We start from the raw sequence: 17,299 nt of genomic DNA, 5'->3' as shown, positions 1-17,299 counted from the left end.
AACCGATTGCACAGTACCTCGCGCCGCTCGCCGTCGCAAGCCGCCGGCCTCTCGGCAGCGCGCGGAGCCTGTCGAACGAAGCCCCGCCGCTAGCTCACACGCCGTCCCGCAGCACGCGACCCACCGCGCCGAGGCCGATCTCGAGCGCATGCAGCTCTTCGAGCGACAGGTGACCGAGGACGTCGGCACCGAGCTCGGGTCGCGCGCCCATCACCCGCTGCACGACGGCACGGCCGAGGTCCGTGCTGTGGACGCGGCGGACACGCAGGTCGCGAGCGTCGGCCGCGCGTTCGGCGAACCCGCCGGCGACGAGCCGGTCGACGAGGTTGGACATCGATGCCATGGTCACGCCGAAACTCCCGGCGAGCTGGGCGACGCTCGCCCCCTCCTCGGTCGTGACGACGACCGACAGGACCTTCAGCTGCTGCAGCGAGAGGCTGCCCGAACGCAGCGGCTCGAGCATCCTCGGTATGGAGCGGACGGCGATCGAGATCGACAGCGCCTCGATCCGCTGGAGCACCGCTCGACGATCGTCGTCCTCCCCCATGCGCTCACGCTATCCCAGTGGACTCCCAGCCAAAACTACTTAGCCAGAAGCTAACCTTCTCGAGCAATCCGATCCACGGCTGTGTCGGCGCGAAGAGTGCGGCTGCTGTGCCGCCACCGTGCCCTGCCCGGTGTTCCTCGAGGCGCCGTCGCTGCGCCGACGAGCGAGAACGAGGATGATGACGAACACGCACGAGCCCACCGCCGAGATCGATCTGGTCGCCCTGCGCGCCAAATACGCGCACGAGCGCGACCGGCGGCTCCGCCCTGACGGCGCGACGCAGTACCGTCGGGCCGCGGGCGCCTTCGGCTACTACGCCGAAGATCCCTACACCGAGCGCCAGGAGCGCGCGGCCGTCACGACGCCGGTGGAGGCCCTGGTCATCGGCGCAGGATTCGGCGGACTGCTGACCGCGACCCGCCTCCGGCAGGCCGGCATCCGATCCGTCCGCCTCATGGACGAAGCCGGCGACGTCGGCGGCACCTGGTACTGGAACCGCTATCCCGGCATCCACTGCGACATCGAGTCGTACGTGTACATGCCGCTGCTCGAGGAGCTGGGATACATACCCGCCTGGCGCTATGCGCCCGGTGAGGAGATCCGCCGTCACGCCGTCGCGATCGCGGAACGATTCGACCTGTACCGCGACGCCCTCTTCCAGACCCGTGCGACCTCGCTCACCTGGGACGAGGATCTCGCGCAGTGGAGTGTCGAGACGGATCGCGGCGACCGGTTCCACGCCCGCCACGTCGTCGTGTCGTCCGGCACGCTCACGCACCCCAAGCTGCCCGGCATCCCGGGGATCGAGGACTTCCGCGGCCACACCTTCCACACCAGCCGCTGGGACTACGACTACACCGGCGGCAGCGCCGACGGCGGTCTGACGAAGCTCGGCGACAAGCGCGTGGCCGTGGTGGGCACCGGCGCGACCGGACTCCAAGCAGTCCCGCACCTCGCCGAGGCCTCCGGCCACCTCCTGGTGTTCCAGCGCACGCCCTCCACCGTGGACGTCCGAGACAACCGCCCCACCGACCCGGAGTGGGCGGCGTCCCTCGAGCCGGGCTGGCAGCAGGAGCGGATGGACAACTTCCTCGCGGTCCTCGCCGGCGAGCCGGTCGAGCACAGCCTCGTGGACGACGGGTGGACACGGACGCCGCACCTGCAGCGGCAGATCCTCTCCGGTGCCGTGGACGAGTCGCTCCCCCTCGAAGAGCGCCGGCTGCAGGACGAGCTGGCGGACGCGGCGACGATGGAGCGCATCCGCGCGCGGGTGGACGAGATCGTCGACGATCCCGAGACGGCCCAGCTGCTCAAGCCCTGGTACCGCTACATGTGCAAGCGGCCGGGGTTCAGCGACACCTACCTGTCGTCCTTCAACCGCGAGAACGTGACGCTCGTCGACACCGCCGATCATGGCGGCATCACCCGCATGACCGAGACCGGCATCGTCGTCGGCGACACCGAGTACGAGGTCGACGCCGTCATCTTCGCGACGGGCTTCGAGGCCGGCGTCTCCGGCGTGCTGTCGGGAACCCTGCCCGTGCTCGGGCGCGGTGGTCGTCCGCTGCTACACCACTGGCAGTACGGTCCGCGCACCCTGCACGGGTTCTACAGCCACGGCTTCCCGAACCTCTTCCACCTCGGGGCGCTGCAGAACGCCAACTCGGTGAACTTCGTGCACATCCTGCAGGACCAGGCGGAGCACATCGCCGCCGTCATCGCGCGCGGCCGTGCCGAAGGCGTCGACGTCATCGAGCCGACGGCGGAGGCGGAAGAGCTCTGGTGCCGCGAGGTCGTCGCGACCGCCAACGACACCAGTGCGTTCCAGGCGGAGTGCACGCCGGGCTACTACAACGGCGAAGGCACGCGCGCGATCACGGGCATGACCTACAGCCCCGGCCCGGTGGTGTTCCGCCGCCTCCTGCGCGAGTGGCGCGCCGGGTCGATGGCCGACGTCCTCGTTCGCGACGCTCTCGACGACGAGCTCGACGACCTCGACCGCGAGGCTGCGGCAGGAGTCGCGCGATGAGGCGGCTCAGCGTCGCAGCGCTCGCCGCGCTCACGCTCATGGGAGCCACCGGCTGCGCCGCGGCAGCGGACGCAAGCACCCGAGCGCGCCCGAGTGACCCGGGCGAGGCGCAGCTCGAGCGGCTGGTGCAGGTGTCCTCTGTCCATGAAGCGACCGGGATGACGCTCGTCGAGGGCCCCGTCATCGGACCCGACGGCGACCTCTACGTCGTCGACGTGACGGCGCCGCCGGGCGCCGCCAAGGTGATGCGCGTGGACCTGGAGAGCACCGAGGTCAGCACCGTGTACACGGACGACACCAGCGCCATCACCTCCGCCCAGTTCAGCCCGCACGACGGCCGCCTCTACCTCACCGACTTCCTCGGAACGATCATCAGCACCACCGCGGACGGAGAGGATGCGCGGACGTTCTTCGACGCGGAGGTCGAGGGTGCGCGCATCGCCCCCGACGACATCGCGTTCGACGAGGAGGGTCACCTCTACGTGACGGACTCCCAGGGCGCGCAGGCCCCGTACTGGCAGGCGAGCGGTCGCCTGCTCCGCATCGACCGCGACGGCGCGACGGCCACGGTGCTGGCCTCCGAGCTGCCCGCGCCGAACGGGCTCGCATTCACGCCCGGGGCCGACGGGCTGTGGGTGAGCCAGAACACCGGCAACCGGATCGACTTCCTCCGCCTCGATGCGGAGGGGACGGCCGTTGCCACGGCGCATCCGGCCGTGTTCGCGAGCGTCGGCGAGGCGCAGATCGACTCGCTCGCCACCGACGCGGACGGCAATCTCTACGTCGGCCTGCACCATCGGGCCGCCGTCCTCGTGTACGACGCACACGGCGAGCTCCTGAGGACGATCGAGGCGCCCGCCGGCGACGACGTGACGTCGGCGACCAACGTCGCGATCGTGCCGGGCGAGACCACCGGGTACGCGACGGTGAGCGGTCCGGGAGGCGGCTTCGTCTACACGTTCGAGGCCCTCGCCGACGGCATCCGGTCGTCCAACGGCGGCTGACAGCGGCTTGGAAGGGGGGTGCGCCGTCGCAGATCACGGCGGCGCACCCCCCTGAAGGCGATTCGACGACGCCCTGACATCGGGCGTCCGCGGCGAGGTTTGACAACCGATTGCCGCACTGTCAGCATCGGAACGACAGGGAGCGCTGTGCGCCCGACGACGAGGAGTGATGCCGCTGTGACCGACACGACGACGGAGCCGACAGGCGGACGCGTGCTGCCCACGGTGCGGCGCAACGGGGCGGCGACGCATCTCTTCGTCGACGGCAAGCCGTATCTCGCCCTCGGCGGCGAGCTGCACAACTCCAGCGCCTCGAGCCCCGAGTACATGGCGCCGGTGTGGGACCACCTCGCGTCGAACGGCGTCGGCACCGTCATCGGGACGGCGAGCTGGCAGCTCGTCGAGCCCGAGGAGGGGCGCTTCGACTTCACCGCCGTCGACGATCAGATCCGGCAGGCCGAACGGCGCGGCATCCGTCTCGTCCTCATCTGGTTCGGCGCGTACAAGAACGCCGAGTCGACGTACGCCCCGTCGTGGGTGCGACGCGACGAGGATCGCTTCACCCGCGCCGAGCGCGACCAGACCCAGCTGCTCACCGGGCGCTTCGCTCTCGACGCGCCCATCCTCAGCGTCTTCGACGAGCGGCTGCGGGATGCCGACGCCCGCGCGTTCGCGGAGCTGATGGCCCACATCGCCGAGGTCGACTCGTCGGGCACGATCATCGCCGTGCAGGTAGAGAACGAGGTCGGCCTGCTCGGGGACAGCCGCGATCGCTCCCCGCTCGCGCTGGCCGCCTGGAACGCGGCGGTTCCCGCCGAACTCCTCGGAGGACTCTCCGCGCTGGGCGACCGCATGCATCCCCACGTCAGGGCGGCGTGGGACCGCAACGGCGCCCGCACCTCCGGGACCTGGGCCGAGGTCTTCGGCACCGACGGCGAAGCGGCCGAGATCTTCATGAGCTGGGGCTTCAGCCGGTACGTCGACGCGGTCGCCCGTGCCGGCGTCTCGCGGCACGGCCTGCCGGTGTTCGCCAACGCATGGCTCGGCCCGCAGCCCAACGCCCTCGAGCCCGGCCGCTATCCGAGCGGAGGCCCGGTCGCACGGATGCTGGACATCTGGCGGATCGGCGCCCCGTCGCTCGCCTTCCTCTCGCCCGACATCTACGTGGACGACTTCGACGGCACGCTCGCGCAGTATGCGATCGAGGGCAACCCGATCTACGTGCCGGAAGCGAGACCCGACGCCGCACTCGCGTTCATCGCTGTCGGCGCCTACAAGGCGATCGGCTTCAACCCGTTCGGGATCGAGGACCTGCCGACGGGGCACGAGGTCTTCCGCGCGTACGAGGTGCTGAACGCCCTGTCGAGCGAGATCGTGCAGGCACAGGCGGACGACCGCATCCATGGCTTCCGGGTGAGCACCGGCGAGCAGCAGCAGGTCGAGATCGGCGGGTTCCAGATCACGATCAGTGGACCGTTCGACACGCGCGGCATCTTCGGCACCGGCACCGGCTCCAACGCCGAGGACAAGGTCGGCTACGGGCTGATCCTGCTCACCGGCGAGGACGAGGTCCTCGTGACGGCGACGTCGGCGTCGCTGTCGTTCACGCGTGAGGACGCGATCGTCGAGATCGACGAGCTCCAGGAGGAGGTGCTGCGGGACGGCGTGTGGGTACCCCGACGCACGCTCAACGGAGACGAGCGGCACTTCATGTTCTACGGCGACGGGCTCCGCACGGTGCGGATCTCGCTGCTGCGGCGCGCACGCTCCTGAGCTCGAGCGGGGCTCCAGGGCGCGGCCGGATCGATCATCGCGGAGCCCGTACGCGCAGCGCCCGGAAGTAGCGCCGCCGCGCCACGCGCTGCGCCACCAGCAGCGCTGGGTAGGCCGCCCGCCATCCCCCGCGCGGACTGGCGCGCGTGAGGGAGCGGACCGTCAGGATCACGGCGTCGCCGTCACGGTGGACGATGAACGCCTCCTCGCCGCTCACGGGATGACCGGGCAGTGTGCGGTAGGCGAAACCGATGCGGTCGCGCGTCTTCACCACCTCCACCACCTCGACGGGTTCACGGACCGCGAATCCGAAAGGATGCGCGGTGATGACCGGCCGGTCCCCCGCGGTCACCGCGTCGCCCGGCGTCACGGTGAATCCGCTCCGGGTCTTGATCCCCCACCGCAGCACCTCGCGGCTCGCCCAGCGCCAGACCTCGTCGCCGCGGCCCAGCTCGGCCGACCTCTCCCACCGGCGGAACCCGCCAGCCGGCCCCCGCCACTGCGGATCCGCGGGCCGGGTCAGCGACATCCCCTCGTCCCCGTCCTACGTCGACGGGCCGAGGACGAGGCGGGGCTCGACGAAGCGCTCCCCGCCCGTGGCAGCGGGTTCGATGACGTTGTCGGCTGCCACGCGCCCGACGCCGGTCAGGTCGAGGTCGACGGTGGTGAGGCGCCGGAGCTTCTGGTCGAGGATGACTTCCTCCCAGTTGTCGATGCCCACGACCGCCACGTCGCCGGGCACGTCGACCCCGGCGGCCTCCAGCGCGTCGAGGACGCCGAAGCCGATGTGGTCGTTGCCGCAGAAGACGGCGTCGAACTCGGTACCCGACTCCCGCAGCGCGCCGACCGCCTGCTCGCCCCACTCGCGGCGCCAGCTGCCGTAGAGCGTCGGCAGCGGCGGCACGCCCGCCTCGGCGAGCGCGCGGCGGAAGCCGGCCTCGCGACGTCGGACGGCGAGGTCGTCGGCATCCGACGTGACGTGGGCGATCCGGGTGCGGCCGAGGGAGATCAGGTGGCGTGCGGCGAGGTAGCCGGCCTGCTCGTTGTCGGGAACGAAGACCGAATCGTCGGGGTTGTCGGATGCCGCGAACGCGTACGTCACCGGAACCTCGAACTGGTGGGTGATGGACGGCGTGACCCGCCCGAAGCCCGCGCCGACCACGAGGAGCCCGTCGATGCGACGGTCGCGGAGGGTGCGGATGCTCTCGGTCATCTCGTGGTGGGCGTTGATGCGCCCGTCGAAGACCAGCACCGCGCGCTCACGACGACCGAGTTCGAGGATCGCCCCCATGACGACGGCGCGGGAGAACGTCGCGGTCGCCCGATGCGTCAGAAGGCCGACAGTGCGGCTGCGGCCCGAGGCGAACGACAATGCCAGCGCGTTCGGCCGGAAGTCGAGTCGTTCGGCCGCCTCGCGCACGCGGGCCTTGGTCGCCGCGGAGACGACGGGACTGTCGTTGAGGGCCTTGGACGCCGTCGCCTTCGACACGCCCGCCACCGCAGCGACGTCGCTCAATCGCACAGCGCGTTGCGTGACCATCTCGTGATCCTACTGACCCGAGGCCGCGAACACCGGGAGGTCTCGCGTGCGGTCGGCGCCGCCGGCGAAGGCCGGCTGCTCTTCGAGGAACGCCACCTGGCGCGGCCAGTGCTCCGCGCCGCCGCCCTCGTGCTCGTTGAACTCGAAGGTCACCATCTCCTTCACGGATGCCGCGTACGCGTTGTACGCCGCGAACACCGTCGACGGCGGGCACACCGGGTCCTGCAGACCCACCGAGAACAGTGCCGGTGCGCTCGCGCGTGCGGCGAAGGTCACGCCGTCGAAGTACGACAGCGTGCGGAACACCGCGTCGGTGCGACCGCGGTGGATCGCCAGGTAGCGCACGACCTCCTGATAGGGCTCGCGGCCGGTCATCCCGACGGCGCGGCGGAAATGGCACAGGAACGGGTAGTCCACGATCGCGGCGGCGACCTCGTCGTGAAGCCCTGCGACGGCGAGAGCGATGCCGCCACCCTGGCTGCCGCCCGCGATCGCGACGGCGGCAGGATCGATGCCGTCCAGGCCCCGCACGGCATCCACGCACCGCACGCCGTCGGTGAACACCCTGCGGTAGTAGTAGGTCGCCGGGTCCCCGACGCCGCGCGTCAGCAACCCCGGAACGCTGGGCTCCGACCCGTGCGGGTCGGCGGTGTCGGCGGCCGCCTGTCCGCGCGTGTCCATCACGATGTACGCGAACCCCGCAGCCGCCCACGTGAGTCGCTGCTGCGGCATCCCTCGCCCGCCGCCGTATCCGAGGAACTCGACGACCGCCGGGAGGTCGGCGCTCACCCCGGCAGGCCGCAGGTACCAGGCCCGCACGGGATCGCCGGCGAACCCGGGGAAGATCAGCTCGCGCGCTTCGAGGGCCCGCAGCGGCACGTCGGCGTCCGCGACGGTGACGCGACCGCCCGCCGCTCGCGCCTCTCCGAGGGTCTCAGCCCAGAAGCGGTCGAAGTCATCGGGTTCGGCGACGTCCGGCGCGAACCGGCGGAGCTCCTCGATCGGGAGGTCGAATCGCGTCATCGGGATGCCGCCGCCGGGGAGCCGACGACGTCGCGCGGTTCTGCATCCAGGGCGGTCGCCGCGGCGCCGAAGGAGAGGTCGCGGATGAGCACCGCTGCCCCGTCGGCGAGCGAGTCGTTGCCCGCCACTCCGACGGCCATCGCGCGGACGCCGTCCAGCCAGGTCGCGGCCTGGCCGAGAGGATCAGCATCCGTCCCGACGAGCAGGTCGCGCAGCAGGGCGTCGTCCGCACCGCCGTGCCCGCCGGCCGCGTGGGGGATCCGGACCTCGCGCGCCGCATCGAAGTGCCGCTGGACCATGAGTCGCTCGCCGACCGGACGACCGGTCTCGTCGGTGACGGCCTCAGGGCGCGCGCTCGGGTCGACGACGTGCTGCCGCCCGGTTGCGTCGAGCAGGATGGCGCCGCGCTCGACGACGGACAGCTCCGCGCGTCCCGCCGTGCCGTTGACGGCGACGGTGTACCCCTCCCACGGGGAGTGGGCGTTGAGCGCGTACGTCATGCTGGCGCCGCGAGCGTAGTCGACGATCAGCGAGAGGTTGTCTTCGATGCTGATGCCCTCGTCGAACACGTCCCGGTCACGCAGGTACCCGTCGTGCTGCTCCTGCTCGTAGTAGAGCCCCCGCAGCACGTTGTGCTCGCGCAGGTCGAGCGCGAACGGATCGCGTCGGGCGGCGTCGACCGTGCCGCGCTCGGGCCTCTCGCCCAGTCCGCGCCGCGCGGCGTTCTGCGCCCCGTAGAAGCGGAGCCCGCCGCTCGCGAAGACGCGGACGGGGAGGTCGGCGAGCCACCAGTTGACCAGGTCGAAGTGGTGCGACGACTTGTGGACGAGCAGGCCGCCGGAGTTCTGCTTCTGCCGGTGCCAGCGGCGGAAGTAGTCGGCGCCGTGCGAGGTGTCGAGCAGCCATTCGAAGTGCACCGAGGTGACCTCGCCGATCTCGCCGCTCGCGATGATGCGCTTGAGAACGGCGTTGCGGGGCGAGTACCGGTAGTTGAAGGTGACGATCACCGCACGTCCGGTGGCCTCGACCGCCTCCGCGATGCGGCGGACGCCCTCCGCGTCGGTGGTCAGCGGCTTCTCGACCACCACGTCGGCACCGCCGTGGAGCGCGGCGACGACGAGGTCGGCGTGGGCGAAGTCCGGCGCGGTGACGATGACCCGCTCGATGCGCAGTCTCTCGACGGCCGCCGTCAGCTCCGTCAGATCGATCCGTCTCGGTGCGGGGCGACCGGCGGCGCGGACGCGCTGTTCGTTCCAGTCCAGTCGTCCCGGGTTCGGATCCGCCCACGCGATGAGCTCGGCGGCGTCGGCGTAGCGTCCGGTCAGCGCGTCGATGTACATCTGCGCGCGGCCTCCGGTGCCGATGATCGCGTAGCGGGTCGGTGCGGTCATTCAAGGTCTCCCTGTTCGTCTGGCTGGGCACTCGGGCGCGAGCAGTCGCGCGCGGGGACGGGCACCTCGACGGTCGTGTACGACGCGGCGCGATCGGGCGCGAGGTACGGCACGTAGGCCGCGACCCGGACGCGTCCGGCATCCGTCATCGCCTCCGTGGATCGCAGGTCGATCACTCTCGTCGCGCCCGCGGGCACGCCGGACCGCTTCTCGTCGCCGAACGACGAGGTTGCACGGACATCCGACGCGAACTCGGCCGTGTTGCGCACCGACACGAGGTACTGCACGCGATCGCCGACGCACGCGGTGCGGACGGCTGCGTCGATCGAGGCGTCGTCGCCGGTGACCCGCTCGACCGCGACCGTGTAGGTCGTGCTCGGCCGCCCGTCGGCCGAGCTGACCACCGTGGCGGTGCCGGGGGCGTCCGTCGGCTGTGCGACCTCGACACGGATGCCGTCGTCCGCCGTCGCCGTGAGCACGGGCAGGGGTCCTCCGGCGAGCGCGGGCACGCTGTACTCGGTGCGCTCAGGAGCGAAGCCGTCAAGCGGCCGGCCGTCGACCTGGATGCCGGTGGCCTGGGCTGCGGGAACCGGCGCGACGGGCACGACCGGCACGAACAGCGCCGCGTTCTTGCCCGCGCCGATGCCGCTGCCCCATTCGTAGAACCCCTCGCGGATGCCGCCGTCGTTGTCGTTGACGAGGATCGAGAACGAGAAGGCGCCGGCGGCGGGGTCGACCCCGAGCACGTCCCACGGCACCGTGACGTCGTACGCGGTCGTCGTGCCGTCACGTGTGATCGCGGCGGGAGCATCGAGGACACCGACGGGCGCGGTGTAGCGGTAGACCCCCGGGCCATCCGCCCCGAGATACGCACCCAGCTCCACACGCGATGCGGGGTCGGCGCCGGGCAGCCCCCTGGCCACGGCGAACTGCAGGGAGTCCCCCGCCCAGAGCCTGTCGACCGTCGCTGCGGCGGTGTGGTCCTCGTCCTGCACATCGGCGCGCACACGCAGTCCGTCGGCGCTCCACGAGACCGCGAAGGTTCCGCCGAGGTCGTCGGCCGTCGCGACGGATCCGCTGAGCGGCACGTAGGTGCCGCGTGCCCGCCAGTCCACGGCGGTGCCGTCCGACGGCGCCGCCGCGATCGGCGCGAGCGCCGTCGTTCCCGCCAGCCGGCGCTCCTCGGACCCGGCCGTGGCGCGCACCGTGAACGGGTAGGGCTGCCACGTGTCGATGTCTCCGAGGTCCAGATCCAACGCGGCCGTCTCGCCGCCCGCGACCTGCACCGCCGCCTGCGTGCCCGATGCCGGGCCGACGGTCCACGCGATGTCGTCGACGTCCGCCGTCGGCGCTCCGGCCAGGTTCTGCACGGTCAGCGCGAGACCGACGTCGTCCGCGCCGGCCACCGGTCCGAGCGAGAGCACGGGGTTCTCGACGACGGTCGCGCTGTCGTCGACGAACGCGATGACCGCGTCGCCGCTGCGCACGGTGTACGCGACCGGGTGGGCGCCGAGCTCGCGCATCGGGGCGAGCGTCACCGCACCGGCCACCTCGCCGGAGGTGCCGGCGAGCGTCGTGCCCCCGCCGACCGGCCCGAAGACCGAGACGTCGCCCGCGATCCCGAGTGCTGCGCGATCGACCGTGACGGGCACGCCGGGGGTGCCGTCGAGCGGGATCTGGTCCGGCGTGCCGATGTGCACGGCCGGGTCGGCGACGATGGTGGGCGTCGCGAGGCCCCCGGTCAGGTAGACGGGATTCCCGCCGACGGTGACCTCGACGCGCCCGTTCGGCTGGGCGCGCCACGATCGGCCGTCGCCCTTGACGAGACGCGCGTCGCTCCCGGTGCTCACCGCCAGCGTCACCGGGTCGCCCGTCGCCCACATCATCCGCAGCACGTCGCCCGCGGCATCCGTGTACTCGGCCACGATGGCGCCGTCGACGCGCTGCAGGCCCGAGAGCTCCCGACCGGCGGTCAGGCGGTTGAACACCGCGAGCGCAGGATAGGCGGGCTTCGGGGTGAGCGCGGTGCCGCCGTCGGTGGGCAGCCGCGAGATGCCGAAGTTGTGCTCCTGCTCGGCAGGATTGGCACCCGAGTTGATCAGCTCGTAGTAGACGACGCGGTCGACGCCCGCGGCTTCGAGGAGCGCCGCCGACCGCACGATGTACGCGGCCTGCTGCTGTTCGGTGGTGCCGCCGGAGGTCGTCGTCCAGCCGTGCTCGCTGAGCCAGATCGGGATGCCGGAGCCCGGCGCGTACTGCTCGATCAGTGCCCGCAGCGTCGCCACGCCGGCTTCGGTACGCCCCTCCGGCGCCACCGGGAAGTCGTACGTGTGATAGCTGACGACGTCGAGGTGCTCGAGCGCGCCGAGCGCGAAGAGGTCCTCCATGAAGTCCCACTTGGCGCCGGCGCTGACGGGACCGACGACGCGCGCACCCGGTGCCGCCGCGTGGATCGCCGCGGCAGCCGGCACGAGAAGGTCCATGTAGCAGGCGGCGGTCATGCCGCACGCGCCGTTGTTGAAGGTGTGGTTGAACTCGTTGTAGATCTCGTAGTCCACGTCGGAGCCGTAGTGGGCGGCGGCCGTCGCGGCGTAGTTCGCGAACGCCGCGATCCCCTCGGGTGAGCTCGGCGTCTTGCCGCCGTCGTACCAGCGGCTGAAGTAGGCGAGGATGACCAGCGGCCGTTCGCCGCGGACCTTCGCGGCGGCGAGCTGCGCATCGAAGTGCGCGGGGAACTGGTACACCCCGGGCGACGTCTCGATGGTGTCCCACGACGGGCCCTCGCGGAGCATGCCCGCACCGAGCGGACCCATCAGGCTGTCGACCTGGTCGACCGAGTACCGGTTCACGTGGACCGCCAGCCCCACCGGATGATCGGAGGATGCGGGTTCGTCGGCATCCTCGACGATCGCCAGCGTCGCAGTGCGCGTCGCGGCGACCGGTGCGGTCACCGACATCGTGACCGAGTAGTAGCCGGCCGGCAGCGCGGCCAGATCGATGGATGCCCCGCCGCCGGCGACGGTCTCGACGCCCGAGTCGACGCGCTGCCCGGATGACGCACGGACGTCCCAGGTCACGCTGCTCGCCAGGGTGGTCACGCCGATGTGCGCATCGCCGACGTCGTAGACGAGGGCAGTGTCCGTGAAGGCCAGCGTGCCGGGGGGCGGGTCGTGCTCCTCGAACGACGGGTGGATCACGAGGTTGGCCTGGCTCGCCGGCGCGGTCATCCGCACGTCGTCGACCCATACGGTCCCTGCCCCGCGCACCAGCAGACGCATGACGAAGGTCATGCTGCCCAGTGGCTGGGTGTACGTCCACTCCAGCTTGGTCCACTCGTTCGTGCCGGCGGGCAGCTCGACGCGCTGCGAGTGGTCGCCGCTCAGCACGAAGTACGCGGCGCCCGATGACGAGAGGTTCTCCGTCTTCACCCAGGCGCTCATCGCGTAGGTGGTGCCGCCGGCCGCCCGGATGTTCTGGCGGAGGTCGACGTAGCTGTTCGAGTAGGCCGTGGCGTACTCGACCCGTGCCGCGGTCGTGGCGTCGTGGGCGGTCGCGGTGTCAGCCGAGATCACGAAGTCGGGCGTGCCCGACACCGTCGTCGTCCAGCCTTCGAACGAGTCGGACTCGGTGAGACTCGCCTGCGCGGGCGAGGAGGTGGCGAGCAGGATGCCGACGACCATGACGAAAGCCGTCAGCATGGCCGCAGCGGGCGCGACGATGCGCCGGTGCACGTGAGACATGGACTGATCCGATCCGGGTGACCGCCGTGGTCACCCCTTGATCGCGCCGGCCTGGCCGGCGCTGCGGAGGAACTGACGCTGGAACATCAGGAACAGCGCGATGGGGATGATCACCGAGATGAACATGCCCGCCATGAGCAGACTCGTCGGAGCGGTGTCGCTGACGCGGTAGAGCCCGACCGAGAGCGGCTGCAGATCCGGCGAGGGCAGGACCAGCAACGGCCAGAGGAATTCCTTCCACGAGCCGACGATCGTGAGGAGCGACACGACGCCGATCACGGGCCGCGACATCGGCAGGACGATCGACCAGAACACCCGGAAGACGCCCGCGCCGTCGATCTTCGCCGCCTCGAACACGTCCCGTGGCAGGCGATCGAAGAAGCGGGCCACCAGCAGCACGTTGAAGGCGCTGGCCGCGGTCGGCAGCCACACCGCCCAGTACGTGTTGACGAGGTTCACGCCGATCAGCGGCACATCGAGGATCGTCACGTAGAGCGAGATCAGCGACACGACGCCCGGGATGAAGAGCGTCGCGAGGACGCCGGCGTTGACCACCTTCGCGTAGCGGGGCTTCAGGATCGAGATCCCGTAGCCGCCGGTGAGGGCGACGAGCAGCCCGAAGAACCAGCATCCTGCCGCCATCCAGACCGTGTTGAGCAGGTATTGGCCGATGCGGATCTGCGACCACGCGTCGGGCAGGTTCTGCCACTGGATGCCGCTCGGCCACCACTCGAACGGATACTTGAGGATGTCCTGGCTGGTCGACAGCGCCGCCTTGAACAGCCACAGCAGCGGCCCGAACGAGACGACGATCAGGCAGGCGATGAGGACGACCGCGAGGATCCGCGTCGTGAGGCGGACCGAGCGGCGCGACCTGTCGAGCGCCGAGACGTTGGTGCGGTCGTCGGTGTCCTCCTTCGCCGCCTTCCCCTTGCCGATCGCGCGGACCGTGGTGGTCACGAAGGTCACGATTCGCTCCACTTCCGCGTCAGCCGCAGGTAGATCGCCGAGATCACGCTCAGGACGACGGCGAGGAGCAGGCTCAGGGCCGTCGCCTTGCCGAAGTCGCCCGACAGGAAGGCGTAGTTGTAGATGAGCATCAGGAGTGTCACCGTCCGGTTCTCGGGTCCGCCGCCGGTCATGACGAAGGGATCGGTGAAGACCTGCATGGTGCCGATGATCTGCAGCAGCAGCATGAGCAGGATCACGCTGCGCAGCTGGGGCAGCGTCACGTGCCAGGTGCGCTGCAGGATCGACGCCCCATCGACCTCGGCCGCGTCGTAGAGCTCGGCCTGGATCGACATGAGCGCCGCGAGGTAGATGATCGTGGCCGTGCCCGCCGTCGCCCACGTCGCCTGGATCACGATGCTGGGCATCGCGAGCGCCGGGTCCTGCAGCCAGCCGATCGGCCCCAGTCCGAACCAGCCGAGCACGGTGTTGAAGAGGCCGGACGACGAGGGGTCGTAGAACTGCTTCCAGAGCAGGACGCTGACCACGGGCGGGATGATGACGGGCAGGTAGACGAGGACGCTCGAGATCTGGCGGCTGCGCCGCAGCTCCGCCATCACCATCGCCATCAGGATCGGCAGGGGGAAGCCGATGAACAGCGCCAGGACCGCGAACCAGACGGTGTTGCCGGCGGCGGTCCACAGCAGCGGGTCGGCCAGCACGCGCTCGAAGTTGCGCAGGCCCACCCATGTCGGGTCGTTGATGAGGTCCGTCTGCTGGAAGGCGAGGATGAGGCTCTTGAGGATCGGCCACCACGCGAAGTAGCCGAACGTCAGCAGCAGCGGCACGAACATGACGAGCGTCGGCACGCCGCCGTTGCGCACCCACGCCACCAATCGCGCGCGCGGTCCCTTGCGCCGCCGGGGCGCAGCGGAGGGCGTAGCGGTGTCGGCGGCCGCGTCGGCCGGCAGACCGACGAAGGGCGGAGCGGTTGCGGTCACGGTGTGTCTCCCGTCGGTGTTCTCGGGCCGGATGCATCCGGTGGCCGCGGCTGTCCGCGGCCACCGGGAGCGGATCATCCGGCGTCGACCAGGTCCTGGACCTGCGTCTCGGCCGACGTCAGCAGCTCGTCGAAGTCCGCGTCCTCACGCGTGAGGACAGCCTGCACGACAGGGTCGAGCGCGGCGTACAGCTCCTGCGCCTTCTTCGCCGGCTCCGGGACGATCGTCGCCGTCGCGAGGCTGTCGAGGTAGGCGGTGTAGTTCTCGCGCGGAACGTTGATGTACGGCTCGATCCAGCCGAGGTACGTCTCGTACTGCTCGTCCGAGACGACCGGCACCTCCGGCAGGCCGACCGGCAGGTCGTCGGCGACCTGGGCCTCGGCCCACGTGACCGCCGCCTCTTCATCGACGTAGCGGTTCAGGAAGTAGAACTTCGTCCACTCCAGCGCCGCGCAGAGCTGGTCGGGCGTGGCCTTCGGGTTGAACCACTGGATGTTGCCGCCCCCGAGCACGCCCAGGGGGTCGTCGCCCGTCGGGAACGGGGCGAGTCCGAAATCCTCCTTCGGCATGCCGCGGCCGATCACGAGGCTGTTGTACAGGTTCGCCCCGTTGAGGCTCTGACCGATGGAGCCGGCGGCGATGTCGTCGCGGATGGCGTTGTTGTCATAGAGGAAGTTGGCACCGGCGGCCTCCTCCTCCCATCGCACATCGTGCAGGAACTGCAGGCTCGCCTCCATCCCGGGCGTGTCCAGGGTGACGGTCGTGGTGTCGCCGTCGACCTCCTCGACGAGGTCGCCGTTCGAGTACGACATCGATGTCAGCAGCCAGCCTCCGGTGTTGGCGGTGGTGGGGATGATGAAGCCGGTCTGCCCGGTCTCGTCCGAGATCGTGGCGGCGGCATCCAGCACCTCGTCCCACGTCGTGGGGGGTGCGTCGGGGTCGAGACCGGCCTCGGTGAACAGCGCGCGGTCGTAGATGAGACCCATCGTGTAGGCGGCTCGCACCACGCCGTAGGTGTGGCCGTCGGCGTCCTCGGTGACGGCCTTGAGCTGCGGGTTCAGCTGGCTCAGCACGTCGTCGCTCTCGACGTACGCCGTGATGTCGGCCGCCTGGCCGCGCTCGATCAGCGACTGGATGTCGGTGAACGGCACCTGCAGGGTGGTCGGCAGCGTTCCGCCGACGAGCAGCGCGGGGAAGGTGGAGACGTCGTACTTCGTCTCTTCGTCGTCGATGGTGATGTTGGGGTGGTCCTCTTCGAACTGCGCGACCGCGTTCTCCCACGCCTCGAGGTTGGCCGTCTGGTCCGACGTCGGTCGCTCGCCCACCGTGATGGTCACATCAGCATCGGGGTCGCACGTCACCGCCTCGGCCGACGGCGTCGACGAGGGCGAACCGCCGCCCGCGCATCCGCTCACGAGCAGTCCCGTGACGGCGATGCCCGTGACGAGTCCGCCCGCGCGAACCCAGCGCTGCTGTGTCATTTGTCTCTACTCCTTCGTAGTTCGGCGTGCACTCTGATCTCGATGCGAATCTCAACCGGTTTCATCACTCTGGCGTGAAACATATCCGATGTCAAGCCGGGATCGAGCCGTCGCTCAGCCAGCCCTCCCGTGCGAGCCATGCGGCGCACGCATTCGTCCACGGCACGAGGTCGCCTCCGAGGCCGCAGCCGTGCCCGCCGAGAGGGTACAGGTGAAGCTCGTGCGGGATCCCCGCGTGGTGCATCGCCGACGACAGCAGGAGCGAATGCTCGACGGGGACCTTCTGATCGTCGAACGAGTGGAAGAGGAAGGATGCTGGCGCAGCGGCGGTGACGAGCGACTCCAGCGATAGTGCCGCCCGACGAGCGGGAGTATCTTCGTCACCGAGGAGGACCTCGCTGGATCCCTGATGAGAGTGCTTTTCCAACGAGACGACCGGATACCCGAGCACCAGCCCGTCGACGCGGCGGGTCGCGTCGGCGGGCCGGAGTGCAGCGAGCCCGGCGGCGTGCCCCCCGGCGGAGAAGCCCACGAGCAGCACGCGGTCGGCGCCCGCGCCGCGCAGCTCGGCGATACGGGCGCCGATCGCGTCGTGCGCGGCGGGGTGCGCCATCCCGACGGGATACCGGAAGATGTCAGCCTCGACTCCCAGCGCGCGCAGCCACGCGACGACGGGCTCCGCCTCGTGCGGTGCATGGTGGCGGTAGCTCCCACCCGGGAGAACAAGTGCTCTGATCGTCATGTCACACCTTTGAAACCGGTTGTTGCCTCACAGCGTTGCATGTACGCTCGTCGGCGGGCAACTCCGATGCCAAGACGCGG

13 protein-coding genes are annotated in these 17,299 nt (G+C 70.5%); 3 read left to right on the top strand and 10 right to left on the bottom strand.

Annotation, left to right across the window (positions count from 1 at the left end; translation table 11 throughout):
• Positions 1 to 94 precede the first annotated feature (94 nt).
• Positions 95 to 547 carry a MarR family winged helix-turn-helix transcriptional regulator gene (locus tag ACI3KX_RS04825; RefSeq protein WP_404908213.1) on the bottom strand — a complete coding sequence of 151 codons (453 nt, stop codon included), beginning with the start codon at positions 545 to 547 and terminating at the stop codon, positions 95 to 97.
• A 178-nt stretch (positions 548 to 725) separates the two neighbouring features.
• Here ACI3KX_RS04825 and ACI3KX_RS04820 point away from each other — a divergent pair, with 178 nt between their 5' ends.
• From ACI3KX_RS04820 to ACI3KX_RS04810, 3 genes are all read left to right on the top strand, one after another.
• Positions 726 to 2,576, top strand: coding sequence for a flavin-containing monooxygenase (locus ACI3KX_RS04820; protein WP_404908211.1), 1,851 nt, complete (start codon positions 726 to 728; stop codon positions 2,574 to 2,576).
• Positions 2,573 to 3,580, top strand: a complete 1,008-nt coding sequence (locus ACI3KX_RS04815; protein WP_404908208.1) for an SMP-30/gluconolactonase/LRE family protein — start codon at positions 2,573 to 2,575, stop codon at positions 3,578 to 3,580. The genes ACI3KX_RS04820 and ACI3KX_RS04815 overlap by 4 nt, the downstream gene beginning before the upstream one ends.
• A 177-nt stretch (positions 3,581 to 3,757) precedes the next feature.
• Positions 3,758 to 5,353 carry a DUF5597 domain-containing protein gene (locus tag ACI3KX_RS04810; RefSeq protein WP_404908205.1) on the top strand — a complete coding sequence of 532 codons (1,596 nt, stop codon included), beginning with the start codon at positions 3,758 to 3,760 and terminating at the stop codon, positions 5,351 to 5,353.
• Positions 5,354 to 5,387: 34 nt separating this feature from the next.
• Here ACI3KX_RS04810 and ACI3KX_RS04805 read toward each other — a convergent pair whose 3' ends face one another.
• From ACI3KX_RS04805 to ACI3KX_RS04765, 9 genes are all read right to left on the bottom strand, one after another.
• Positions 5,388 to 5,882: a DUF1990 family protein gene (locus tag ACI3KX_RS04805; RefSeq protein WP_404908202.1), complete on the bottom strand. Its 495-nt coding sequence runs from the start codon at positions 5,880 to 5,882 to the stop codon at positions 5,388 to 5,390.
• Positions 5,883 to 5,897: 15 nt separating this feature from the next.
• Positions 5,898 to 6,893 carry a LacI family DNA-binding transcriptional regulator gene (locus ACI3KX_RS04800; RefSeq protein ID WP_363356640.1) on the bottom strand — a complete coding sequence of 332 codons (996 nt, stop codon included), beginning with the start codon at positions 6,891 to 6,893 and terminating at the stop codon, positions 5,898 to 5,900.
• A 9-nt stretch (positions 6,894 to 6,902) separates the two neighbouring features.
• Positions 6,903 to 7,916 carry an acetylxylan esterase gene (locus ACI3KX_RS04795; RefSeq protein WP_363356639.1) on the bottom strand — a complete coding sequence of 338 codons (1,014 nt, stop codon included), beginning with the start codon at positions 7,914 to 7,916 and terminating at the stop codon, positions 6,903 to 6,905.
• Complete coding sequence (locus tag ACI3KX_RS04790) at positions 7,913 to 9,307, bottom strand: Gfo/Idh/MocA family oxidoreductase (protein WP_363356638.1); 1,395 nt, start codon at positions 9,305 to 9,307, stop codon at positions 7,913 to 7,915. The genes ACI3KX_RS04795 and ACI3KX_RS04790 overlap by 4 nt, the downstream gene beginning before the upstream one ends.
• Complete coding sequence (locus ACI3KX_RS04785) at positions 9,304 to 13,047, bottom strand: hypothetical protein (RefSeq protein WP_404908197.1); 3,744 nt, start codon at positions 13,045 to 13,047, stop codon at positions 9,304 to 9,306. The genes ACI3KX_RS04790 and ACI3KX_RS04785 overlap by 4 nt, the downstream gene beginning before the upstream one ends.
• Before the next feature lie 30 nt (positions 13,048 to 13,077).
• Positions 13,078 to 14,016: a carbohydrate ABC transporter permease gene (locus tag ACI3KX_RS04780; protein WP_363356636.1), complete on the bottom strand. Its 939-nt coding sequence runs from the start codon at positions 14,014 to 14,016 to the stop codon at positions 13,078 to 13,080.
• Positions 14,013 to 14,996, bottom strand: coding sequence for a carbohydrate ABC transporter permease (locus tag ACI3KX_RS04775; RefSeq protein ID WP_404908194.1), 984 nt, complete (start codon positions 14,994 to 14,996; stop codon positions 14,013 to 14,015). Before ACI3KX_RS04775 ends, ACI3KX_RS04780 begins: the two co-directional genes overlap by 4 nt.
• Before the next feature lie 74 nt (positions 14,997 to 15,070).
• Positions 15,071 to 16,477 (bottom strand): extracellular solute-binding protein, encoded by a 1,407-nt coding sequence (locus ACI3KX_RS04770; RefSeq protein ID WP_363356635.1) that lies wholly within the window; start codon positions 16,475 to 16,477, stop codon positions 15,071 to 15,073.
• Positions 16,478 to 16,568: 91 nt separating this feature from the next.
• On the bottom strand, positions 16,569 to 17,219 hold the full coding sequence (locus tag ACI3KX_RS04765; protein ID WP_404908190.1) for a prolyl oligopeptidase family serine peptidase: 651 nt from the start codon (positions 17,217 to 17,219) through the stop codon (positions 16,569 to 16,571).
• Positions 17,220 to 17,299: the final 80 nt, after the last annotated feature.

The sequence above is a fragment of the Microbacterium sp. ZW CA_36 genome, assembly GCF_044987475.1.
Taxonomy (GTDB): domain Bacteria; phylum Actinomycetota; class Actinomycetes; order Actinomycetales; family Microbacteriaceae; genus Microbacterium.
Note: the sequence above shows the minus strand (reverse complement) of the source record. Positions and strands in the feature narration are given on the sequence as shown.